13 protein-coding genes are annotated in these 24,620 nt (G+C 69.5%); 7 read left to right on the top strand and 6 right to left on the bottom strand.

Going from position 1 to position 24,620, the window contains the following annotated elements; all coding sequences use genetic code 11:
• Window positions 1-11: 11 nt before the first annotated feature.
• The 6 genes from Q664_RS39530 to Q664_RS39555 are packed head-to-tail and all read right to left on the bottom strand — an operon-like array spanning window position 12 to window position 4,884.
• On the bottom strand, window positions 12-872 hold the full coding sequence (locus Q664_RS39530) for a family 3 encapsulin nanocompartment shell protein (protein ID WP_043408330.1): 861 nt from the start codon (window positions 870-872) through the stop codon (window positions 12-14).
• A gap of 18 nt (window positions 873-890) precedes the next feature.
• Window positions 891-1,928, bottom strand: a complete 1,038-nt coding sequence (gene argC / locus Q664_RS39535) for an N-acetyl-gamma-glutamyl-phosphate reductase (protein WP_043408333.1) — start codon at window positions 1,926-1,928, stop codon at window positions 891-893.
• Window positions 1,925-2,767, bottom strand: a complete 843-nt coding sequence (locus tag Q664_RS39540; RefSeq protein WP_043408336.1) for a RimK family alpha-L-glutamate ligase — start codon at window positions 2,765-2,767, stop codon at window positions 1,925-1,927. Before Q664_RS39540 ends, argC begins: the two co-directional genes overlap by 4 nt.
• A gap of 10 nt (window positions 2,768-2,777) precedes the next feature.
• Window positions 2,778-2,981 (bottom strand): lysine biosynthesis protein LysW, encoded by a 204-nt coding sequence (lysW, locus tag Q664_RS39545; protein WP_235217065.1) that lies wholly within the window; start codon window positions 2,979-2,981, stop codon window positions 2,778-2,780.
• 32 nt (window positions 2,982-3,013) lie between these two features.
• On the bottom strand, window positions 3,014-4,018 hold the full coding sequence (locus Q664_RS39550) for a transketolase family protein (protein ID WP_052519229.1): 1,005 nt from the start codon (window positions 4,016-4,018) through the stop codon (window positions 3,014-3,016).
• Window positions 4,015-4,884: a transketolase gene (locus Q664_RS39555; RefSeq protein WP_200883834.1), complete on the bottom strand. Its 870-nt coding sequence runs from the start codon at window positions 4,882-4,884 to the stop codon at window positions 4,015-4,017. The genes Q664_RS39550 and Q664_RS39555 overlap by 4 nt, the downstream gene beginning before the upstream one ends.
• Before the next feature lie 195 nt (window positions 4,885-5,079).
• Here Q664_RS39555 and Q664_RS39560 point away from each other — a divergent pair, with 195 nt between their 5' ends.
• The 7 genes from Q664_RS39560 to cysC all read left to right on the top strand — a co-directional run bounded on the left by Q664_RS39560 (window position 5,080) and on the right by cysC (window position 24,608).
• Window positions 5,080-6,762 (top strand): AMP-binding protein, encoded by a 1,683-nt coding sequence (locus Q664_RS39560; protein ID WP_043408339.1) that lies wholly within the window; start codon window positions 5,080-5,082, stop codon window positions 6,760-6,762.
• Between the two features lie 179 nt (window positions 6,763-6,941).
• Complete coding sequence (locus Q664_RS39565) at window positions 6,942-20,597, top strand: amino acid adenylation domain-containing protein (RefSeq protein WP_052519231.1); 13,656 nt, start codon at window positions 6,942-6,944, stop codon at window positions 20,595-20,597.
• A gap of 30 nt (window positions 20,598-20,627) precedes the next feature.
• Window positions 20,628-21,599, top strand: coding sequence for a class I SAM-dependent methyltransferase (locus tag Q664_RS39570; protein ID WP_043408342.1), 972 nt, complete (start codon window positions 20,628-20,630; stop codon window positions 21,597-21,599).
• A 9-nt stretch (window positions 21,600-21,608) separates the two neighbouring features.
• Window positions 21,609-21,872 (top strand): phosphopantetheine-binding protein, encoded by a 264-nt coding sequence (locus Q664_RS39575; protein ID WP_043408346.1) that lies wholly within the window; start codon window positions 21,609-21,611, stop codon window positions 21,870-21,872.
• Window positions 21,869-22,774, top strand: a complete 906-nt coding sequence (gene cysD, locus Q664_RS39580; RefSeq protein ID WP_043408349.1) for a sulfate adenylyltransferase subunit CysD — start codon at window positions 21,869-21,871, stop codon at window positions 22,772-22,774. Before Q664_RS39575 ends, cysD begins: the two co-directional genes overlap by 4 nt.
• On the top strand, window positions 22,774-24,048 hold the full coding sequence (locus Q664_RS39585) for a sulfate adenylyltransferase subunit 1 (protein WP_043408353.1): 1,275 nt from the start codon (window positions 22,774-22,776) through the stop codon (window positions 24,046-24,048). Before cysD ends, Q664_RS39585 begins: the two co-directional genes overlap by 1 nt.
• Window positions 24,045-24,608: an adenylyl-sulfate kinase gene (gene cysC / locus Q664_RS39590; RefSeq protein WP_075207644.1), complete on the top strand. Its 564-nt coding sequence runs from the start codon at window positions 24,045-24,047 to the stop codon at window positions 24,606-24,608. Before Q664_RS39585 ends, cysC begins: the two co-directional genes overlap by 4 nt.
• Window positions 24,609-24,620: the final 12 nt, after the last annotated feature.

Genomic DNA, 24,620 nt, shown 5'->3' on the forward strand with positions numbered 1-24,620 from the left:
TCCGGTTGCCGTCAGACCAGCGCGGCGACGTAGAAGTGCGTGGGCAGGTGGACCACCAGGGACTCGTAGATCTCCCCGCACACGGCGAGCCCCTCGCGCGGGAAGATGCCCTTGGGGGCTTCGGCGAAGCGGATGACGGAGCGGCCGCTGTCGAAGATGGTGGCGGCGGCGGTGTAGTCCCCGACGATGAGGGTGCCGGGGTTCACCATGCGCGCGCGGGCGATGCGCACGCCCATGTCCGCCAGATCCCTCAGCAGGCTGCCCTGGCCCACGAAGTAGCGGTAGTAGTCCGCCGGGTTCATGAGGATGCCGTCCGCCGAGCCGCCCACCTGCTCCACGCGATCACACGCCGCCAGGAGCGAGGCGATCGGGTTCTCCCGCGCGGCGAGCCGGGTGATGCCGGGGGTCTCCAGCAGTCCGCGCACGCGCTCGCCACCGGGACCGCGTGCGAGCGCCTGGTTCTCCGCCGTGCACAGGCGCACCAGCAGCCGGTAGTCGATGAACGTCGCGAGCGCCTCGGGGTCATTCAGCAGCTCGGGGTTGACCTGCACCCACGCCGTGGTCGGCTTCAGCTCCGCCTTGTCCGAGTGGAACTCGAACGTGGCCTCCTGCCTCAGCTGCGCGTCGATGACCTGCTCGGTGAGGGCGGCCTGGGGACGCGTCTCGTACCAGTATTTGACCTGGGGCTGCTCCGTCTTCACGACCTTGAAGAGGCCGCGCACCGCGATGCGGGGGCGGCGCTTGAAGCCCGGGAACGCGTCGGTGATCGTCGTGGAGAACTCCACGGACGCCTTCGTGCCCTGGGAGACGACCGCCGCGGCGAAAGCCCGCCCGGGGGACAGCTCGGTCCCCGCGGTTCCATTCGTGCTCATGTGTTCCTCCCCTGTGTTTCAGATGGGATGCAGGCCGCGGAAGCCGAGGCCCTCGGTCTCGGGTCTCCCGAGCATCAGGTTGATGGCGTGGACGGCCGTTCCCGCCGCGCCCTTCACCAGGTTGTCGATCGCCACGTTCACGACGATCCGCTGGCGCTCCGTGTCCACGTCCACGGCCAGGTCGCAGTAGTTCGTCCCCTGCAGCGGACCGGGCTCGGGGAAGGGCGAGGCGCTCGTGTTGGGCCGGATGAGCCGCACGAAGGGCTTCTCGCGGTAGGCGGTGGCGATGGCGCGCAAGGGCTCGTTCTCGTCGAGGGGCCTGGCGGCGAAGCCATGCACCGTCGCGAGGATGCCGCGCACGTTCGGCACGGCCGTGGCGCTGAAGTGCACGCTGGGGCGTGTCCGGGTGAGCCGCTCGACGACGTTCTCGATCTCCCCCGTGTGCCGGTGCCCCACGGGCCGGTAGCAGCGGAGGGCGGAGGCGCGTTCGGGGTGGTGGGACGAGCGGTCCGGCGTGGCGCCACCGCCCGAGGAGCCTGTCTTCGCGTCCACGACGAGCTCCGGCTTCACCAGGCCCGCGCGCACCAGCGGGAGGATTCCCAGGAGCGCGGCGTGCGCCATGCAGCCGGGGACGGCCACATAGCGGGCCTCGGGAAGCTCACCAGCGGTCCATTCGGGGAGCGCGTAGACGAAGCGCGGCGCGTCCTCGGGCCGCGGGTGTTTCGCATACCAGCGCGCGTGGTCCACCGGGTCCAACCGGAAGTCCGCGCTGAGGTCGACGATCCGGTCCGCGAGCCCTCGCACCTGGGCCCAGCGCTGGAGCAGTCCTCCCTGGGGCAGGCAGCTCACGAGCAGCTCGCACGGCTCCAGCGCCTCGTGTGGGACGAAGCGCAGCGGACTCATGCCCCGGAGGCTCGGGTGGGGGAAGTCGAGGCGCTTGCCCGCGAACTGCCCGGAGGTGGCCTGGACGACCTCCACGCCCGGGTGGGCCAGGAGCAGCCGCAACACCTCGCCGCCCGTGTAGCCCGAGGCGCCCAGCACGGCCACGCGCGTCATGGATGCACCCCCGCGGCGTAGTCCGCGATCAGCTCCGGCAGTGGAATCCGGGTGGACTCGATGCTCCGGGCGAACTCCACGCAGTGGTTGACCTCGTTCACGAGGAGCTCCCCGCTCCGTGTCTCGAGCAGGTCCACGGCCGCGATGTCCGCCCCCACGGCCGCCGCGGCGCGCTCGGCGAGCGTCGCGTGGGATTCGGGGACCTCGTACCGTTCGGGCACGGCGCCGCGCGCGGTGTTCGTCACCCAGTGCTCCGAGCGCCGGCGGATGCCTCCCACCGTCCGGCCCAGCACGTAGACGCGCAGGTCATAGCCCGGCTTGTCGATGTACTGCTGCACCAGCGCGACGTGATCGCTCGCGCCGCCCATCTCGAAGCGCATCTGCAGGAGGCCCTCGGCCGCGTTGCGCCCATCGATGCGCGCGACCATGCGGCCCCACGAGCCCACCGCCGGCTTCGTCACCACCGGGTAGCCCCGGCGCTCGATCTCCCCGAGGCAGGCCTCCTCCTCGAAGCCCGCGAACGACCACGGCATGGGAATGCCCTGGGCGGCCAGCGCCAGGTTCGTGAGGATCTTGTCCCCGCACGTGGCGATGGCCCTGGAGCTGTTCACCACGCGAGCGCCCTTCACCTCCAGGATGGCCGCCAGGTACCGGGAGCGGGTGAGCGACATGCTCCGCATCAGCACGACGCCGCCCCCGGACCAGTGCCCGGCGTCCAGGGGCAGGACGAGATCCGCGTCCTGATGGAGCTCCACCGCGCAGTCGCGCTTGCGGAGCGCCTCGAGGATCATCCGTTCTTCCGCGCGCAGCCGGGTGTAGATGAGATCGATCTTCTTCATGGGGAGGGGACTATTCGCCCCAGTCCTCTTCGACCTCGGGCGCCTCGGCGAAGCGGAGGGGCTTCAGGCCCACCACCTCGAGCTCGGCGGAACAGCCCTCGCACGTGACGACCTCGCCCTCCATGAAGCCGTCCCCGGTGATCTCGAAGGCACACGTGGGGCACCCGTTGATTCCCGCGACATCCTTGGCATCCATCTGCTTCTGCAGCTGCATCCGCTCCTCCTTGAGTCAGGTTCCAGCGACGCCTATTGGGGACGCGACAACGCGCCGAGGATGCGCTCGGCCACGGCCGTGCTCTCGAGCCCGTGCCCGAGCAGCAGCGACTCGTGGGAGCCCGCGAGCGGATCGTAGCGATCCTGGATGCCGATCCGCAGCACCCGCCGGGCGGGCCCGTGTGCGCAGACCGTCTCGCACACCGCGCCGCCGAGCCCGCCGAGGATGTTGTGCTCCTCCACCGTGACGAGCAGCCGCGTCCGCTCCGCCGTCTCGAGGATGGCCGCCTCGTCGAGCGGCTTGAGCGTGTGCAGGTTCACCACGCGCGCCGAGACGCCCTGCCCCTCCAGCCGCCGGGCCGCCTCCAGCGCGACGTCGACGCCGATCTCCCCGTGGGCGATCAGCCCCACGTCCGTGCCTTCCCGGAGGCACAGGGCCTTGCCGAGCGCGAAGTCACCGCGAGGCTCCTCCAGCCGGCTCACCCGGTTGCGGCCGAGCCGCATGTACACCGGGCCGTCATGTTCGATCATCGCGCGGGTGGCGAGGAGGGTCTCCAGCCCGTCGGCGGGGGAGAACACCGTCATCCCCGGCATGGCGCGGAGGATGGCGAGGTCCTCGATGGCGTGGTGGGTGGGTCCGAAGAACGCGCCCGAGACGCCCCCGTAGTCACAGACGAGCTTCACGTTGGCCTGGGGGTAGGCCATCCCGAGCCGCACCTGCTCGCAGGCCCGCATGGCCCCGAAGGGCGCGAAGGTGTGCGCGAAGACGACGTGCCCCACGTGCGCCATGCCGCACGCCATGTCGAGCATCGTGGCCTCGCAGATGCCCAGGTTGAAGTAGCGGCCCTGGTGGCGGGCCTCGAAGGGATCTCCCCCGCCGCCCAGGTCCGCCTCCAGCAGCACGAGCCGCGGCTCCTGGTCGGCGAAGCGCGCGAGGGCATGCCGGAAGATCTGCCGGTTGGAGAGCTTGGGGTTCTCCCGCAGCCAGGCCTCCGGGGCGCTCGCGAGATCCGCGCCGCCCGTCTGGGTGTCGCTCACGGGGTCTCTCCCATGGACACGAGCGCGCGCCGGAGCTGCTCGGGAGAGAAGACCGCGTAGTGTGGGCCCTTGCCCTTGAACAGGGGCACGCCCGCGCCCTTCCGGGTCCTCGCGATGAGGGCGCGCGGAGCCGTCCCGGTGGGAGGGGCTTCCAGCGCTTGGAGCAGCGCCGGGAGATCGTGTCCGTCCACCTCCACCGTGTCGAACCCGAACATGAGCAGCCGGTCCGCGAGCGCCGCCTGCGAGAGGATCGACTCCGTGGGGCCGTCGTTCTGGCCCCCGTTCCGATCGATGATGACTGTCAGATTGGACAGACGTTGATGTGAGGCAATCTGGAGGGCCTCCCAGTTCGAGCCCTCGCCCATCTCGCCGTCGCCACAGATGACATAGACACGATTGGACAGACCTTTCAGGCGGTAGCCGAGCGCGAGCCCGGTGCCCAACCCCAGTCCATGTCCGAGACTCCCGGTGGAGAAGTCCACCCCGGGAACCCTTGCATTGACATGCCCCGTGAAGGGACTGCCCTCCGCGTTGTAGCGCTGGACGAGCTCCTCGGGATCGAAGAAGCCAAATTCAGACAGGGCGGCATACAGCCCCGCCGCGGCGTGTCCCTTGGACAGGATGAGGTGATCCCTTCTCTCCCAGTGCGGGTCCTCGGGACGGAGAGTCATGACGCACCCGAGCAACGCCACGAGGATTTCCACGAGGGAGAGGGAGCCTCCGAGGTGGCATCCCGCCGGGGTGGCGGCGAGCCGGACGATGAGCCGCCGGATATGTCTCGCATGCGCCTCGAGCGGGCCCAGGGCGCTATCGGGGGAGCGCTCGACGCGAGCGTCTGTCGTTGCTGCGGTCATCGAGCGAGTCATGATTGGTGGGGGGGAGACAATTCGTGACTTCGATGCTTATCGAGAACCACCCTATAAGAAATTGATCGATGCCTCGTCAATGTGTGAACTTGGCGGCCGATGTAAAAAAAATCCGACATTGGCCAGCCGTTGAGAAAGTGTTAGGGCATGAAACAACAAATCACATAAAGACAAACCAACAGGAGAGTCATGGCAATGGCGGAGAAGTCCGACAGCACTGTCGCGCGGCTCAACGGCTCGGCCTATCGTCAGAAGGGTTGGTGGCGCGACGAAACGGTTGTCGATGACCTTCGCCGTGCGATCCAGAAGCACCCGGACAAGACAGCCATCATCGCGGCCCGGTATTTCTCGAGGGATCTCACGCGGATCAGCTACGCGGAGCTGGGCCGTTACATGGAGCGGTTCGCCGGAGCCTTGCGCGAGCTGGGTGTCGGGCGCGGGCAGCTCGTCGCGGTGCAGCTCCCCAACTGGTGGCAGTTCACCGCGCTGGCCCTGGCGTGCGCGCGGATCGGCGCGGTGCTCGCGCCCATTCCTCCGGATTACCGGCGGCGCGAGGTGGAGTTCATCCTCAACAGGACCGAGGCGCCCGTGTACATCGGGCCCGCGAGCTGGACCGGCTTCTCCCACCGGGACATGTTGCGCGAGATGGCTCCGGCGCTCCCGGCGCTGCGCCACCGGATCTTCCTCGGGGCGGGCAGCGGGGTGGGGGAGGGGGAGCTCGACTTCGACGCCCACTTCACCGCGCATCCGTGGGAGGAGCGCCATCCGTCCAGCTCATTGGACGCGTTGTCGGCCCGCGCGGATGACGTGTTCAACGTGCTCTACACCTCGGGCACCACCGGCGAGCCCAAGGGCGTCATCCACTCGTACAACACGAATTACGCCATCACCCGCGCGCTCAACGAGACCCTGGGGCTGGGCGCGGACGACGTCATCTCCCTGCCGAGCCTCCTCACCGCCTCGAGTGGCTTCACCTACCTCTTCCAGATGCCCGTCCTGCTCGGGGCCACGGCGGTCTACCTGGACGTGGCGGATCCCGAGTTCCACCTCAAGCTCATCGAGGAGCATGGGATCTCGTTCATGTATGGGATTCCCACCTACTACCTGAACATGCTGGCGTCGCAGAAGCGCCGGCCCCGGAAGGTGGGCACGCTCCGGTGTCTGGCCACCGGTTCCACGCCCGTGCCGCCCCACCTCATCGCCGAGGTGCGCGAGGTGCTCGGCGTCCGGCTGCACACGCTCTGGGGCATGACGGAGAACGGCGCCGTCACCATCACCCGGAACGAGGATCCGCCCGACTGGCCGGCCAACAGCGACGGTGCTCCCGTTCCCTGGATGGAGGTGAAGATCGCTCCCGCCCTCTCCGAGGACGGGACGCCCTTCCCGGATGGGGCGGGGCGGTTGCTGGTCCGCGGCGCGAGCCAGTGCCTCGGGTATTTCAAGCGCGAGGACATCTACGACGCGTGTGTGGACGCGGAGGGGTGGTTCGACACGGGCGATCTGGCGCGCGACGACGGGCGCGGAGGCATCCGGATCGCGGGCCGGCTCAAGGACATCATCTTCCGGCATGGAATGAAGATTCCCGTCGTCGAGGTCGAGTCCGCGCTGTACGCGCATCCCAAGGTGCGCGAGGTCGCCGTCGTGGCCCATGCGGATGATCGCATCGGTGGCGAGCGGGTGTGCGCCGTCGTGGTGCCTCGCGACGAGGCTCCCTCCTTGAATGAGTTGCGAGAGCACCTCCGCAAGGCCGGCATGTCCGTCTCGTACTGGCCGGACCGCCTGGAAATCATCTCGGAGATGCCCAAGACGCCCTCCGGGAAGATCCGGAAGTTCCTCCTGCGGGAGCGCTTGAAGGAGCAGCCCGGCGGCCCCGCCTGAGCCTGTTCCTCCGTGGTGTCGAAGTCCTCCCGCTGCCCCCCCTGCATCCGATTCAGGACTCCCAGGCCGATATGAACGTGCGTGATGTGCAACCCCCCGAGAGCACCACTGGAGCGAAGCCGGGCACGCGGACGGGACGCGGGTCTTCGCCCCTGGTACCGGTCTCCAGGGAGAGGGCGTTGCCCCTGTCCTCCTCCCAGCAGCGGCTGTGGTTCATCGAGCAGCTCGCGCCGGGTGGCTTCACGTACAACGTTCCCCTCGCCGCGAGGTTGAAGGGGCGGCTCGACGTGGCGGCGCTGGAGCGGAGCCTGGAGGCGCTCGTCCGGCGGCACGAGGCCCTGCGGACGACGTTCACCCTGGAGGATGGACAGCCGGTCCAGCGGATTGCCCCGGAGGCGGAGCTCACGTTGCCCGTGGAGAGCCTGGAGGCGCTGGCGGAGGAGGAGCGCGCCGGGGCGGTCCCGCGGCTCGTGGAGGAGGAGGCCCGGCGTCCGTTCGAGCTGGAGAAGGGGCCCCTGTTCCGGGCCCGGCTGTTGCGCCTGGCGGCGGACGAGCACGTGTTGCTGCTGTCGCTGCACCACATCGTCTGCGATGGCTGGTCCCTGGAGGTGATGGAGCGGGAGCTGACGGCGCTGTACGGGGCGTACTCGCGGGGAGAGACGCCCCGGTTGCCGGCGTTGCCCGTGCAGTATCCGGACTACGCGGTGTGGCAGCGGGAGGGGTTGAAGGGCGAGGCGCTCGAGGCCCGGCTCGCGTGGTGGAAGCAGCGGCTGGCCGGAGCTCCACCCGTGTTGGAGCTGCCCACCGACAGGCCCAGGCCCGTGGTGCGGTCCTCTCGCGGGGCCGTGCTGCGGGTGGCGCTGTCCCCGGAGCTGTCCGCGACGGTGCGCGAGCGCAGCCGTCTGGAGGGGGTCACGCCTTTCATGACGTTGCTGGCGGGCTTCCAGGCACTGCTGTCCCGCTACAGCGGACAGCCGGACGTCGTGGTGGGCACGCCGGTTTCCGGGCGCAACCGGCGCGAGCTGGAGGGGCTGATCGGCTTCTTCGCCAACACGCTGCCCCTGCGGGTGGAGGCCCCGGGAGGGCTGGGCTTCCGCGAGCTGCTGAAGCGGGTGCGCGAGTCCTGCCTGGGCGCCCTGTCCCACCAGGAGGTGCCGTTCGAGCAGATGGTGAACGCCGTGCAGCCGGTGAGGGACTCGAGCCGGACGCCGTTGTTCCAGGCCTCGTTCGCCCTCCAGGGGGCCGCGCCCTTCGCCGCGCTGGAGCTTCCCGGGGTGACCGTGGAGGAGCTCGTCTTCGAGCCTGGGGTGGCGAAGACCGATCTCACCCTCTACCTGCGCGAGACCCCGCGGGGACTGGTGGGCCTCTGGGAGTACAGCACCGCCCTCTTCGACGAGGCGACGGTGGCCCGCATGGCGGCGCACTACGCGCGGCTGTTGGAAGGAGGGCTCGCGGAGCCGGAGCGGGCGCTGGCGGAGCTGCCGATGCTGTCGGAAGCCGAGCGGCACCAGATGTTGGTGGAGTGGAACCCGGTGCGGACGGAGTCCCCGCGCCCCGCCACCGTGCACGGCTTGTTCGAGGAGCACGCGGCGCGCCAGCCCGAGGCGGAGGCGGTGGAATACGAGGGCGAGCGGCTCACGTACGCGGAGCTGAACCGCCGGGCCAATCAGGTGGCCAGGAACCTGCGGCGGCTGGGGGTGGGGGAAGGGACACGGGTGGGGCTGTGCGCCGAGCGCTCGCTGGAGCTGGTGGCGGCGATGCTGGGCATCCTGAAGGCGGGTGGCGCCTACGTGCCGTTGGATCCGTCGTATCCCGCGGAGCGGCTGGCGTTCATGGTGGAGGACACGGCGGTGCCGGTGGTGCTGGCCCAGCCGGAGTTCCTCTCGAGGTGGGAGGCCCTGGGCGCGACGGTGGTGCCGCTGGAGCGCTCGTGGGAGACGTTCGCGCACGAGGGAGGGGAGAACCTCGGGGAGACGGGCGGGCCGGAGGCGCTGGCGTATGTCATGTACACGTCGGGCTCGACGGGACGGCCCAAGGGCGTGTGCATTCCGCACCGGGGCATCGTCCGGCTGGTGCGCGATACCGTCCATGTCTGGCTGACGCAGGAGGATCGGTTCGCGCAGGTGTGCAACACCTCGTTCGATGCGTCGACGCTGGAGGTGTGGGGCGCGCTGGTCAATGGCGGGTGTCTGGTGGGGGTGCCCCGGGAGGTGGCGCTGTCCCCGCGTTCGCTCGCCGCGTTCCTGCGGGAGAAGCGGATCAGCGCGACGGTGTTGCCCACGGCGCTGTTCCACCAGGTGGTGGCCGAGTGTCCGGACGCGTTCCACACGCTGAAGTACGTGGTGGCGGGGGGCGAGTCCCCGGACCCGAATGCGATGCGGAAGGTGCTGGAGCGGGGCGCGCCGAGGTACCTGCTGAATGGCTACGGGCCGACGGAGAACACGACGGCGTCCACGTTCTTCGTGGTGGGGAACGTACCGGAGGGGGCGGTGTCCGTGCCCATCGGCACGCCGCCGGCGAACGCGGAAGCGTACGTGTTGGACGAGCGGATGCAGCCGGTGCCGGTGGGCGTGGCCGGAGAGCTGTACGTGGGGGGCGAGGGACTGGCGCTGGGGTACCTGAACCGGCCGGAGCTGACGGCGGAGCGGTTCGTGGCCCACCCCTTCAGTCCGATGCCGGGGGCGAGGCTCTACAAGACAGGAGACCTGGCGAGGTACCTGCGGGACGGCAACCTCGAGTTCCTGGGGCGGCGGGACGAGCAGGTGAAGGTGCGCGGGTTCCGCGTGGAGCTGGGGGAGATCGAGACGGCGCTGGCGAAGCACCCGGAGGTGAGCGAGGCGGTGGTGGTCGCAAGGGACGATGGCGCCAGCGGCAAGCAACTGGTGGCCTATGTGGTCCCAAATTCCCCTCTCCCCTCGGGAGAGGGACGGGGTGAGGGTGCCACGGGCCCCGGGCTGAATCCCGAGGAGCTCCGCACCTGGCTCAAGCAGACCCTGCCCGTGCACATGGTGCCGTCGGCTTTCGTGAGGCTGGAGGCATTTCCCCTCACTCCCAACGGCAAGGTGGATCGCAAGTCACTTCCCGCGCCGGAGCTGGAAGGAGTGGGCGCGGAGTACGTCCCTCCCCGGACGGCGTTGGAAGAGCTCGTCGCGGAGCTCTGGGCCTCGTTGCTGGGCGTGCGGCGCGTGGGCGCTCACGACCACTTCTTCGAGCTGGGCGGGCACTCACTGCTGGCGACGCGGCTCGTCTCGCGCCTGCGGGAGGTGCTCCGAATCGAGCTGCCCGTGAGCGCTCTCTTCGAGGCCCCCACGGTGGCGGAGCTCGCGCGGCGGCTCGAGTCGGTCGCCGAGCCGTCTCGAGGGCCACGGCCCCCACCGCTCGTGCCCCAGCCGGAGGGTGGGACCCTGCCGCTGTCCTTCGCGCAGCAGGGGCTGTGGTTCATCGAGCAGCTCGCGCCGGGAGGCTTCACGTACAACGTGCCGTACGTCACACGGCTGCGGGGCCGGCTCGAGGTGCCCGCGCTGGAGCGGAGCCTGGGGGCGCTCATCCAGCGGCACGAGGCCCTCCGGACGACGTTCACGCAAGTGGAAGGGCAGCCGGTGCAGCGGATCGCGCCAGCGCTGGCCTTCGCGCTCCCGGTGGAGAACCTGGAGGGGGTGCCGCGGCGGGTGGAGGAGGAGTTCCGGCGCCCATTCGAGCTGGAGAGGGGACCCCTGTTCCGGGCGCTGTTGCTGCGCGTGGCGGCGGAGGAGCACGTGCTGGTGCTCGTGATGCACCACATCGTCTGTGACGGCTGGTCGCTGAACGTGCTCGCGAGGGAGTTGGCGGCGCTGTACCAGGCGTTCTCCACGGGGAGCACGCCCTCCCTGCCGGAGTTGCCGGTGCGGTACGGGGATTACACCCGGTGGCAGCGGGAGTGGCTGAAGGGCGAGTCGTTGGAGTCCCTGCTCGGCTGGTGGAGGCAGCGGCTGGCTGGAGTGCCTCCCGTGCTGGAGCTGCCGACGGACAGGCCCAGGCCTCCGGTGCAGACCTTCCGCGGCGCCATGATTCCGATGCGGCTGCCGGTGGCGCTCTCCAGGGCCCTCGGGGAGCTGAGCCGCCGGGAGGGCGTCACTCCCTTCATGACCTTGCTGGCGGGCTTCCAGGCGCTGCTGGCGCGCTACAGCGGGCAGCAGGACTTCGTGGTGGGCTCGCCCAGCGCGGGACGCACCCATCGGGAGCTGGAAGGGCTGATCGGCCTCTTCATCAATACGCTCGCCCTGCGGGCGGAGGTCCCGGGGACGGCGAGCTTCCGGACGTTGCTCGGGCGTGTGCGTGAAGCCTGCCTGGGCGCCTACGCGCATCAGGAGCTGCCGGTGGAGCAGCTGATCCACACGCTACAGCCGGTGCGGGATCCGAGCCGTGCGCAGTTGTTCCAGGTGGTGTTCTCGCAGATCGAACCGGCGCCCGCGCTGCCGCTGCCCGGGGTGGTGTCGGAAGAGGTGGCCATCGAGACGGGGCTGGCGAAGTTCGACCTCAACCTGTTCGTGCGGGAGACGGAGGAGGGCTGGGAGAGCCTGTGGGAATACAACACCGGCTTGTACGACGAGGCGACGGTGGCGCGGATGGCGGCGCACTACGTGCGGCTGCTGGAGGGCGCCGTGGCGCGGCCGGAGCAGGAGGTGTTCGCGCTGCCACTGCTGGGTGAGGAGGAGCGGCGTCGGCTGTTGGTGGAGTGGAACCAGACGCGGACGGAGTACCCGAGGCACGCCAGCGTCCATGGCCTGTTCGAGGAGCAGGTGGCGCGCCGGCCCGAGGCCGTGGCGGTGGAGGACGAGGGGCAACGGCTCACGTACGCCGAGCTGAACGTCCGGGCCAACCAGGTGGCGCGGACCCTGCGCGGGCTGGGCGTGGGGGCGGGGACGCCGGTGGGCCTGTGCGTGGGGCGTTCGCTGGAGCTGGTGGTGGCGACGCTCGGCATCCTGAAGGCGGGTGGCGCCTACGTGCCGTTGGATCCGTCGTACCCGCCGGAGCGGCTGGCGTTCATGCTGGAGGACACGGCGGTGCCGGTGGTGCTGGCCCAGCCGGAGCTGGCCTCGGAGCTGCCGGCGGGAGGCGCCTTCGTCCTGGAGCTGTCGCGAGAGGCGTTCGCGCACGAGAGCGGGGAGAACCTCGAGGAGACGGTGGGGCCCGAGTCCCTGGCGTACGTCATGTACACGTCGGGCTCGACGGGGAGGCCCAAGGGCGTGTGCATTCCGCACCGGGGCATCGTCCGGCTGGTGCGTGACACCAACTACGTCCGGTTCACGGAGGAGGATCGCGTCGCGCAGGTCTCCAACACCTCGTTCGATGCGTCGACGCTGGAGCTGTGGGGCGCGCTGCTGAACGGCGGGTGCCTGGTCGGAGTGCCCCGGGAGGTGACGCTGGCCCCGAAGGCGCTGGCCGCGTTCCTGCGCGAGCAGCGGGTGAGCGCGATGTTCCTGACGACATCGCTCTTCAACCAGGTGGCGGCCGAGTGCCCGGAGGCCTTCCGCACGGTGCGGCAGGTGTTGTTCGGAGGCGAGGCGGCGGATCCAAGGTGGGTGAGGGCGGTACTGGAGCAGGGGACGGCCGGGACGTTGGTGAACGGGTACGGACCGACGGAGATGACCACCTTCACCTGCTGCTACGTGCTGACGGAGCCCGGGCAGGTGCGGAACCCGATGCCGATTGGAAGGCCGATCTCCAACACGGTGGTGTACGTGCTGGACGAGCGGATGCAGCCGGTGCCGGTGGGAGTGGCGGGAGAACTGTACGCGGGAGGAGACGGGCTGGCGTTGGGGTACCTGAACCGGCCGGAGCTGACGGCGGAGCGGTTCGTCCCGCACCCGTTCAGCGAGGACCCACGGGCCCGGCTGTACAAGACGGGGGACCGGGTGAGGTACCTGGCGGATGGGAGGCTCGAGTACCTGGGCCGAGGGGACGCGCAGGTGAAGGTGCGGGGCTTCCGCATCGAGCTGGGAGAGGTGGAGGCGGCACTCGCGAAGCATCCGGGAGTCGGCGAGGTGGTGGTCGTCGTGAGGAACGATGGCCCCAGTGGCAAGCACCTGGTGGCCTACGTGGTCCCAATATCCCCTCGCCCTCCGGGAGAGGGACGGGGTGAGGGTGCCACGGGCCCCGGGTTCAAATCCGAGGAGCTCCGCACCTGGCTCAAGCAGACCCTGCCCGAGTACATGGTGCCGTCTGCCTTCGTTCGGCTGGAGCGGCTCCCCCTGACGCCGAACGGAAAGCTGGACCGTGCGGCCCTCCCCGCGCCGGAGGCGGATGGGACGGAGCGCGAGGAGTACGTGGCGCCGCGGACGCGGATGGAGCAGTTGGTGGCGGACATCTGGGCGCCGCTGCTGAAGCAGCCGCGTGTGGGGGCACGGGACGACTTCTTCGAGCTGGGCGGGCACTCGTTGCTGGCGGCGCAGGTGGCCACGCGGCTGCGCGAGGCGCTCCAGCGGGAGTTCCCCATCCTGATGCTCTTCGAGGCGCCCACGGTGGAGGCGTTGGCGGCGCGGCTCGAGTCACTGCCGGGAGGAGTGGAGGAAGCCGGAGTTCTCCCGCTGGTGCCCGTGTCGCGAGAGGGCGAGCCGCCGCTGTCCTTCGCGCAGCAGCGGTTGTGGTTCATCGAGCAACTGGAGCCCGGTGGGTTCACGTACAACGTTCCCTACGCCGTGCGGCTGCGAGGCCGGCTCGAGGTGGCCGCATTGGAGCGGAGCCTCGGGGAGATCATCCGGCGGCACGAGACGCTGCGGACGACGTTCCTCCTGGTGGATGGACGGCCGGTGCAGCACATCGCGCCGGAGCTGGCCCTGACGTTGGGGGTGGAGGAACTGGAGGGGCAGGCGGCCGAAGCGGTCACGCGGCGGGTGGAGCAGGAGGCGCGCCGCCCGTTCGATCTGGGAACGGGCCCGCTGGTGCGCGTGACGCTGCTGCGCCTGGCGGCGGAGGAGCACGTGCTGGTGCTCGTGGTGCACCACATCGCGTGCGATCTCTGGTCGTTGAACGTGCTGTCGCGCGAGCTGGAGACGCTGTACGCGGCGTACTGCTCGGGGACGGAGCCCACGGTGCCGGCGCTGCCGGTGCAGTACGCGGACTACGCGGCGTGGCAGCGGGAGTGGCTGAGGAGCGGGGTGCTGGAGGAGCAGCTCGCGTGGTGGAAGCAGCGGCTGGCCGGAGCGCCTCCGGTGCTGGAGCTGCCGGCCGACAGGCCGAGGCCTCCCGTGCAGACCTTCCGGGGGGCGCACCTGACCGTGCCACTGCCGGCGGGCCTGGCGGGTGCGGTGAAAGAACTGCTGAGCCACGAGGAGGGCGTCACGCCGTTCATGGCGTTCCTGACGGGCTTCCAGGCGCTGCTGACGCGCTACAGCGGGCAGACGGACCTGGTGGTGGGCACGCCCATCTCCGGACGTCACCGGCGCGAGGTGGAGGGGCTGATCGGCTTCTTCCTCAACACGCTGGCGCTGCGGGTGGATGGCTCGGGGGACGTGAGCTTCCGGGAGTTGCTGGGCCGGGTACGGGAGTCGTGCCTGGGCGCCTATGCCCACCAGGACGTGCCCTTCGAGCAACTGGTGGATGCGCTCCAGCCAGCAAGAGACCTGAGCCGCTCGCCGCTCTTCCAGGTGATGTTCGTCTACCAGACCGAGCTCACGGCGATGGAGCTGCCCGGGGTGTCCGTGAGCGAGCTCGCCTTCCAGCCGGGGATGGCGAAGTTCGATCTCACGCTGTTCGTGAGGGAGACACCGGAAGGGTTGGTGAGCCTCTGGGAATACAACACCGACCTGTACGACGAGACGACGGTGGCGCGGATGGCGGCGCACTACACGCGGCTGCTGGAGGGGGCCGTCGCGGAGCCGGAGCGGAAGTTGTCGGCGCTGCCGTTGATGGACGAGGCGGAGCGGCGGCGGGTGCTGGTGGAGTTCAACGACACGAGGGTGCTGTACGCCCCGGCCAACGGGGTGCACGAGTTGTTCGAGGCGTGGGCGGACCGGACGCCAGACGCGGTGGCGGTGAGCTTCGGGGAGGAGCGGCTCACCTATGGCGAGCTGAACCGGAAGGCCAATCGGCTGGCGCACCACCTGAGGAGCCAGGGCGTGGGGCCGGACGTGCCGGTGGGCCTGTGCGTCGGGCGCTCGATGGACCTGGTGGTGGGCGTGCTGGGGATTCTCAAGGCTGGTGGTGCCTACGTGCCGCTGGACCCGGCCTACCCGGCCGAGCGCTTGGCGCTGATGCTCGGGGCTTCCCGGGCGCCGGTGGTGCTCACGCAGAGGCGGTTGGCGGACACGCTGCCGGCCCATGAGGCGAAGCGGCTGTATCTGGACGAGGAGGAGGACACCTGGGCCGGGTGCGCCGAGAACAACCCGGAGAAGGTGTCGGGTCCGGAGTCGCTGGCCTACGTCATCTACACCTCGGGCTCGACGGGAGTGCCCAAGGGTGTGGCGATGCACCACCGGCCGTTGCTCAACCTGATTCGCTGGCAGGTGGCGCGCTCGGCGGAGAAGCCCCGGACGCTGCAGTTCTCCGCGCTGAGCTTCGACGTGAGCTTCCAGGAGCTGTTCTCCACATGGGGAGCGGGAGGCGAACTGGTGCTCATCCCCGAGGAGCTGCGGCTGGAGGCGAGGGCGCTGCTGGAGATGATGGACCGTGGCGGGGTGGAGCGGTTGTTCCTGCCCTTCGTGGCACTCCAGAACCTGGCGGAGGAGGCGGACAGGGGAGGACTGGCGCCGAGGGCGTTGAAGGAAGTCATCACGGCGGGAGAGCAGCTGCGGGTGACGCCCGCGCTGCGCCGGCTGATGAAGAGACTGGGAGGGGTGCTGGAGAACCAGTACGGGCCGACGGAGACGCACGTGGCAACGGCGTACCGGCTGGAGGGAGAGCCGGAGAAGTGGCCGGAGGTGCCGAGTATTGGCGGGCCGATCGCCAACACGAGCGTGCACCTGCTGGATGAGAAGGGCGCGCCGGTGCCGGTGGGAGTGGTGGGGGAGCTGCACATCGGAGGGGCGGCGGTGGCGCGAGGCTACCTGCACCGGCCGGAGCTGACGGAGGAGCGATTCATCCCGGACGAGTACAAGGCGAAACCGGGAGCGAGGCTGTACCGGACGGGGGACTACGCGAGGTACCTGGAGGACGGGAACCTCGAGTTCCTGGGGCGGAGGGACGCACAGGTGAAGGTGCGTGGCTTCCGCATCGAGCTGGCGGAGGTGGAGTCCGCGCTGTCCAGACACCCGGCGGTGAAGGACGTGGTGGTCGCGGCGAGGGAGGACGGAGCAGGAGCCAGAAAACTGGTGGCCTACGTGGTCCCAACTTCCCCCACTTCCCCCACTTCCCCTCTCCCTCTGGGAGAGGGACGGGGTGAGGGTGTAACGGCCCCCGAGCTGAAACCCGAGGCTCTCCGCACCTGGCTGAAGAATCGTCTGCCCGAGTACATGGTGCCGTCGGCGTACCTGTGCCTGGAGTCCTTCCCGCTGACGCCGAGTGGGAAGGTGGACCGAAGGGCGTTGCCGGAGCCGGAGGCGGAAGGCACCGGACACGAAGCCTACGTCGCGCCCAGAACACGGATGGAACAGTCCGTGGCGGAGATCTGGGCGCCGTTGCTGGGCGTGCGCCGGGTGGGAGCACACGACAACTTCTTCGAGCTGGGTGGGCACTCGCTGCTGGCGATGCGGGTGACGTCGCGCCTGCGCGAGGCGCTGAAGGTGGAGGTCCCCGTCCGGGTGCTCTTCGAGGCGCCGACGGTGGCGGAGCTCGCGAGGCGGCTCGAGTCGCTGTCGGAGGACCATCAGGAGACCCAGCTCCCACCGCTGGTGCCCGTGCCAAGAGAGGGCGCACTGCCGCTGTCCTTCGCGCAGCGTCGTTTGTGGTTCTTCGACCGCCTCCATCCTCAGAGCGTGCTCTACAACCTCGCCATGGTGCTGCGCCTGGACGGCGTGCTCGATGTGACGTCCCTGGAGCGGAGCTTCCAGGAGCTGGTGCACCGGCACGAGTCCCTGAGGACGACGTTCCAACAAGGTGAGCAGGGCGTGGTCCAGGTCATCTCCGCGTCGGCGGCGCTGCCCCTGGAGGTGGTGGATCTGCGCGAGCTCGCGGAAGGGACGCGGGAGCAGGAAGCGAGGCGGCTGGCCACCGAGGAGGTCCTGCGGCCCTTCGAGCTGGGGAGGGGACCGCTCCTGCGGGTGAGCCTGTTGCGGACGGGCGAGGCGGAGCACGTGCTGGTGCTGACGATGCACCACATCGTGTCGGACGGGTGGTCGATGGGAGTGCTCGCCCGGGAGGTGTCGGCCCTGTACGAGTCCTTCCGGGAGGGAAGGGCTCCCGCGCTGGAGGCATTGCCCATCCAGTACGCGGACTACGCGGCGTGGCAGCAGAGCTGGCTCCGGGGCGAGGTGCTGGAGTCGAAGCTCGCCTGGTGGTGCGAGCAGTTGGAAGGCGCGCCACCCGCGCTGGAGTTGCCGACGGATCGCCCGAGACCGGCGGTGCAGAGCTACCGCGGCGCGCTCCATTACCTGCACCTCCCCCTGGCGCTGACCGAGGCGCTGCGCGGGCTCGGCCAGAAGGAGGGCGTGACGCTCTTCATGACGTTGCTGGCGGGCTTCCAGGCGCTGCTGCACCGGTACTCGGGGCAGGAGGACATCAGCGTGGGCTCGCCCATCGCGGGCCGGAACCGGGCCGAGCTGGAGGGGCTGATCGGCTTCTTCATCAACGCGCTGGTGATGCGGACGAAGGTGAGGGGGGAGGCGTCCTTCCGGGAGCTGCTGCACCAGGTGAAGGAGGTGGCGCTGGGGGCATATGCCCACGAGGAGGTGCCGTTCGAGAAGCTGGTGGAGGCGTTGAATCCCGCGCGCGACACCAGCCGCGCGCCGCTCTTCCAGGTGGCGTTCGCCCTGCAGAACGCCCCGTCGCCGGACCTGAAGCTGCCGGGCATCGAGTCCCGGCCACTGGAGCTGATGGGCCAGGCCGCGAAGTGCGAGCTGACGTTGTCATTGAGGGAGACGGGGGCGGGGCTGGAGGGCGTCGTCGAGTACAGCACCGACCTGTTCGAGGCCTCCACCATGGCCCGGATGTTCGGGCACCTGCGGACGTTGTTGGAGGGCGTGGTGGCGGACCCCGGGCGCCGGGTGGGTGAGTTGCCGCTGCTGGGGGAGGAGGAGCGGCGCCAGCTCCTGGTGGAGTGGAACCAGACGCGGACGGAGTACCCGCGCCATGCCACCGTGCACGCGCTGTTCGAGGAGCAGGCGGCACGCCGGCCCGAGGCCGTGGCGGTGGAGTACGAGGAGCAACGGCTCACGTACGCGGAGCTGAACCGCCGGGCGAACCAGGTGGCGCGGACCCTGCGGGGACTGGGCGTGGGGGCGGGGACGCTGGTGGGCCTGTGCGCGGGCCGCTCGCCGGAGCTGGTGGCGGCGATGCTCGGCGTCCTGAAGGCGGGCGGAGCCTATGTGCCGTTGGATCCGTCCTATCCCGCGGAGCGGCTGGCGTTCATGCTGGAGGACGCGGCGGTGCCGGTGGTGTTGGCCGCGCCGGAACAGGCCTCGGAGCTGCCCTCGGGGAGCGCCTTCGTGCTGGAGCTGTCCTGGGAGTCCTTCGCGCACGAGAGCGGAGAGAACCTCGAGGAGACGGGCGGGCCGGAGTCGCTGGCGTACGTCATGTACACGTCGGGCTCGACGGGACGGCCCAAGGGGGTGTGCATCCCGCACCGGGGCATCGTCCGGTTGGTGCGAGGCACCGACGTCTTCCAGGTGACGGCGGAGGACCGATTCACCCAACTGGCCAACACCTCGTTCGACTCGTCGAACCTCGAGTTGTGGGGCGCGCTGCTCAACGGAGCACGGTTGGTGGGCGTGCCCCGGGAGGTGGTGCTGGCCCCGAAGATGTTGGCCGCGTTCCTGCGCGAGCGGCAGGTGAGCGTGGTGGTCTTCACGACGCCGCTCTTCAACCAGGTGGCGGCCCAGTGTCCGGAGGCATTCCAGACGGTGCGGTACGCGATGTTCGGTGGCGAGGCGGCGGACCCGGCGCGGCTGCGCGAGGTGTTGCGGCGGGGCGGGAGCGCGAAGCTGCTGAACCTGTACGGGCCCACCGAGAACACGACGAACACGACGTGGCACGAGGTGAAGGAAGTGCCGGAAGGCGCCGTATCGGTGCCCATCGGCGGGCCGGTGGCGAACACGGAAGTGTACGTGCTGGACGAGCGGATGCAGCCGGTGCCGGTGGGGGTCCCGGGTGAGCTGTACACGGGGGGAGACGGGCTGGCGCTCGGCTACTTGAAGCGGCCGGAGCTCACCGAGGAGCGGTTCGTCTCCCATCCCTTCCACCCGGAGCCGGGAGCGAAGCTGTACCGGACGGGAGACCTGGTGAAGTACCTGCCGGACGGGACGCTCGAGTTCCTGGGGCGGCGCGACGGGCAGGTGAAGGTGCGGGGCTTCCGCATCGAGCTCGGGGAGATCGACGCGGTGCTGGCGAGGCACCCCGGGGTGGGGGAGAGCGTGGTCCTTGCCCGGGACGATGGACCCCAAGGCAGGTGGCTGGTCGCGTACGTGGTGCCCGCGGCCCCTACTTCCCCTCTCCCCCTGGGAGAGGGACGGGGTGAGGGTGCCACGGGCCCCGGGCTGAACCCCGAGGCTCTCCGAGCCTGGCTGAAACAGTCGCTCCCCGAGCACATGGTGCCCGCGGCCTTCGTGTTCATGGAGGCCCTGCCGCTGACACCGAACGGCAAGGTGGACCGTGGGGCGCTGCCCGCGCCGGACTCGCAGCGGGCGGGGTTCGGTGCCTCCTATGCCGCCCCCGAGAGCGGACTCGAGCGCTCACTCGCGGCGATCTGGGCCGAGGTGCTCGGGCTGGAGCGGGTGGGCGTGGACGACAACTTCTTCGACCTGGGAGGCAACTCGCTGCTGTTGCAGTCGGTGCACGCGAAGGTGGAGGCCGTGGTGGGCCGAGCGCTGCCCATGGTGGAGCTGTTCCAGTTCTCCACGGTCCGCACGCTCGCCGCGCAGCTGGCGGAGAAGCTCGGGGATGGCCGCGAGCCGGCCGCGCCGGAGCGGACGAGCTGCCTCGTGCGGCTCCAGGGGGGCTCGCCCGGGCCGGCGCTCTTCTTCCCGCACGCGATGGGGGGACGGACATTCTTCTACCGGGAGCTGGCGCGGCGCATCGCACCCCACCGGCCCGCCTATGGCTTCGACGCGCCGGGGTTGGAGGCGGGTGGACTGGAGCCCACCACCATCGAGGAGATGGCCGCGCACTACCTCGAGCTCCTGCGCGCCGTGCAGCCCACGGGGCCGTACCTGCTCGTCGGTGCGTCCTTCGGAGGGGTGCTCGCGTACGAGATGGCCCGCCGCCTGTCCGCCGAGGGGCATGAGGTGCCGCTGTGCGCGCTGCTCGACTCACCCGGCCCTGGGCTCTTCCCTCCACCTCCCGAGGACGACGCCGTGCTCCTGGCGGGCATGGTGGCCTCCTGGGTGGAGCTCCCGGCCGAAGCGCTGCGCGGACTGCCAACCGAGACGCAGCTCCAGAAGGTGCTCGACGAGGCGGCCCGGAGAGGCATCGAGCCTCCCTTCCCAGACATTGAGCGGGGCCTGCGGTTCCTCCGGGTGTGGAGGAGCCACGCGGAAGCCCTGCACCGTTACACCGCCCCGCGCTGGGAGCGGGGAGCGTTGCAGTTCTTCCGGGCCGCCGAGCTCCAGCCGGGGAGGCCGGAGCATCTGGAGCGGGCCTGGCTGGACCGGTGCTCGGCGGTGCGGGTCGAGGTCGTCCCGGGAGATCACGACAGCATGCTGCGCCCTCCGCACGTGGACGGCCTGGCGGCGCGGATCCGGGCGTGTCTGGAGCAGGTCCATGGCTGAAGCGTCGGAGCACGAAAGAGGAGGTGGGCAATGCTGAATGTCGTCACGACGTTCGCGAAGAATCTCAAGAAGGCGCTGTTGGCGGATCCCAAGCGTTTCTATTCGGTCGACACGGGGGCCTGGGTCACGGGTCTTCCCAAGCCGGAGGAGATCCAGGTCACCACGGGCCGTGAGCCCTTGTGGCTCAACCTGGGCTATTGGCGCGACGTGGAGCGCGTCGACGAGAACAACTACGAGCGCGTGGGCGAGCTGTTCAAATCCGCCCAGGCGCAGATGGCCCATCTGCTCGCGAAGACGGCGCGCCTGGGCCAGGGCGACGTGGTGCTGGACTGTGGTTTTGGCTATGCGGATCAGGACATCCTCTGGGCCGAGGAGTACCGCCCCGCGCGCATCCACGGGTTGAACGTCACGCCCAATCAAGTCCGGATTGGCCGGGAGCGTGTCCGGCTCACGGGGCTCGAGAAGGTGGTTCAGTTGGAGGTGGGCTCCGCGACCGAGCTTCCCTTCGGCCCGGGCGGGTTCGACGTCGTCTTCGCACTCGAGTCCGCCATGCATTTCAAGACGCGGCGCGATTTCCTGCGCGAGGCGTTCCGGGTGCTCCGTCCGGGTGGCCGCCTGGTCATGGCGGACATGTGCCAGAAGACGGATCGGGAAGCGGGCTCGGGGCTGCGGCTCCGCCTGCGTCACCGCTATTGGCGAGGCCTGATTGCCTTTCCGGAGGAGAATGTCTGGACGGTCCAGCGGTATGGCACGGAGCTGAAGTCGGTGGGCTTCCAGAATGCCAGACTCGAATCCATCGCGGCGGATGTCTATGGCCCGGTGAATACCGCGTTCACGGCCCTGCGCGCCGTGACGGCGGCCAGCCGGCAGCCCGGCTCGGTCACTCCAGAGCGCATCCGCGCGAGCGTCCGCGAGGTCCGGGAGCGGGACCCCGAGCAGTACCAGCACCTCGCCCAGTTCAACTGCGATGACTACGTCATCGCCTCCGCCGAGAAACCCTGAGGCCCCACCATGAGCACCCATCATCCTCCCAGCACGCGGATGGAACAGAGACTCGCCGGATACTGGAGTGAATTGCTGGGCCTCCAGGAGATCGGCCGGGGAGACCATTTCATCTCAATCGGAGGCAATTCCCTGCTCGCGACGATGCTCGCCAACCGCATCGAGGAGGAGCTGGGAATCCGCCCGATGATGGGAGAGCTGTTCAACACCCTGGAGGAGGTGGCCACGCTCTGTGAGCAGTTGCTCCAGGAGCAGGAGGAGGCGGGGAGATGAGGTATGAGCTGTCTCATCTCCAGGCCCTGGAAGCGGAGTCCCTCTTCATCATCCGGGAGGTGGTGGCCGAGTTCTCCCGGCCCGTCCTCCTGTTCTCCGGTGGGAAGGACTCCGCCGTGATGTTGTGGCTGGCGGAGAAGGCCTTCGCGCCGGCTCCGCTGCCCTTTCCGCTGATGCACGTGGACACGGGTCACAACTTCCCCGAGGTGCTCGAATACCGGGACGAGCGCGTGGCCGCCCTGGGGGCCCGCCTGGTGGTGGCCTCCGTGCAGGAGCTCATCGACTCGGGGCGGGTGGTGGAGGAGAAGGGCCCGCGTGCCTCGCGCAACCGGCTGCAGACGGCGCCGCTGCTGGAGGCCATCGAGAAGCACCAGTTCGACGCCGTCTTCGGTGGCGCCCGCCGCGACGAGGAGAAGGCCCGCGCCAAGGAGCGTGTCTTCTCCTTCCGCGACGAGTTCGGCCAGTGGGACCCGAAGAATCAGCGCCCCGAGCTGTGGAGCCTCTACAACGGCCGCCACCGCCGCGGGGAGCACATCCGTGTCTTCCCCCTGTCCAACTGGACCGAGATGGACATCTGGCAATACATCGGCCAGGAGCGCATTCCGCTTCCGTCCATCTACTTCAGCCATCGGCGCGAGGTGTTCCGCAGGGACGGCATGCTGATGGCGTGCTCGCCCCACCTGCCGTTGATGCCGGGGGAGCGGGTGACGACGGCCCAGGTGCGCTTCCGCACCGTGGGCGACATGACGTGCACCGCCTGTGTCGAGTCCACCGCGTCCACGGTGGAGCAGGTGATTCATGAGGTCGCCGCCTCCCGTGTGACCGAGCGGGGAGCGAGCCGGGCCGACGACAAGTTCAGCGAGACGGCCATGGAAGACCGTAAACGCGAGGGGTATTTCTAATGGAGCTGCTCCGCTTCGCCACCGCGGGCTCGGTCGACGATGGGAAGAGCACCCTCATCGGCCGGCTGCTGCACGACACGAAATCCATCTTCGAGGACCAGCTCATCGCCGTGGAGCGCACCAGCAAGGCGCGCGGGGATGAGTACACCAACCTCGCCCTGCTCATGGATGGCCTGCGCGCCGAGCGCGAGCAGGGCATCACCATCGACGTCGCCTACCGCTACTTCGCCACCCCCCGGCGCAAGTTCATCATCGCGGACACCCCGGGCCACCTCCAGTACACTCGCAACATGGTGACGGGTGCCTCCACCGCGGATCTCGCCCTGGTGCTCGTGGACGCGCGCAAGGGTCTGCTGGAGCAGACGCGGCGCCATGCCTTCATCGCCTCGCTGCTGCGCGTGCCCCACCTGGTGCTGTGCGTCAACAAGATGGACCTGGTGGGCTACGACGAGGCCGTCTTCGAGTCCATCAAGGACGCGTTCCGCGAGTTCTCCATGAAGCTGGAGCTCGCGGATCTCACCTTCATCCCCATCTCCGCGCTCAACGGCGACAACGTGGTGACGCGCTCGGAGAAGATGCCCTGGTACCAGGGCCCCGTGCTGCTGCACCACCTGGAGCACGTCCACATCGCCTCGGATCGCGACCTCATCCGGGTCCGTTTTCCGGTGCAGTACGTGTCCCGGCCCATCTCCAGGAAGCTCCACGACTACCGCGCCTGGTCCGGGCAGGTGGTGGGCGGTGTCTTGAGGCCGGGCGACGAGGTGATGGTCCTGCCCTCGGGCTTCACCTCGCGCATCCGCGGCATCGAGCTCGCGGGCAGGCCCGTGGAGGAGGCCTTTCCTCCCATGTCCGTCAACATCTCGCTGACGGACGAGCTCGACATCAGCCGGGGAGACATGCTGTGCCGGCCGGGCAATCCGCCCACCGTCGCGCAGGACATCGACGCCATGGTGTGTTGGATGGTGGAGCAGCCCCTGCGGCCCGGCGCGAAGCTGGCCCTCAAGCACACCACGCGCTCGGCCCGGGCCCTGGTCAAGGACATCCAGTACCGGATCGACGTCAACACGCTCCACCGGCACGAGGAGCTCGAGTCCCTCGAGCTGAATGAGATGGGCCGGGTGTCCTTGCGGACCACCGTGCCGCTGTTCTTCGACGAGTACCGGCGCAATCGCCACACCGGCAGCTTCATCCTCATCGACGAGGGGACGAACGCCACCGTGGGCGCCGGAATGATCAACGGTCCAGCCGCATGGACCCCAGGTGAACATCCGTGAGCCGATCTCCTTCAGACACAGCGTCCCAGCGGGGTTTCATTGTCTGGTTCACCGGTATGTCCGGTGCGGGCAAGAGCACCCTCTCCATGGCCGTCCGCGAGCGGTTGCTGTCCACCCACTCCGTGGAGGTGCTCGACGGGGATGAGGTCCGCACCTTCCTCTCGCGAGGGTTGGGCTTCACCCGGCCCGACCGGGAGGAGAACATCCGGCGCATCGGCTACGTGGCCCGGGTGTTGGCCAGGCACCGGGTGGCCGTCCTCTCCGCGGCCATCTCGCCCTACCGCGAGTCGCGCGACGAGGTGCGGCGGCTGGCCTCGGAGGCGGGCATCCCCTTCATCGAGGTGTATGCACGGGCCAGCCTGGAGGCGCTCATCGAGCGGGACGTGAAGGGGCTCTACAAGAAGGCCCTGGCCGGGGAGATCCCTCATTTCACCGGCATCTCGGACCCGTATGAGCCACCCGGGTCGCCCGAGGTGATGGTCCGTACGGACTCGGAGACGGTGGAGACGGGCGTGGAGCGCATCCTCTCCGCGCTGCGAGAGCGGGGACTCATCACCTAGGAGTGGACCTGA

Source organism: Archangium violaceum Cb vi76 (assembly GCF_000733295.1).
Classification (GTDB): Bacteria; Myxococcota; Myxococcia; order Myxococcales; family Myxococcaceae; genus Archangium; species Archangium violaceum.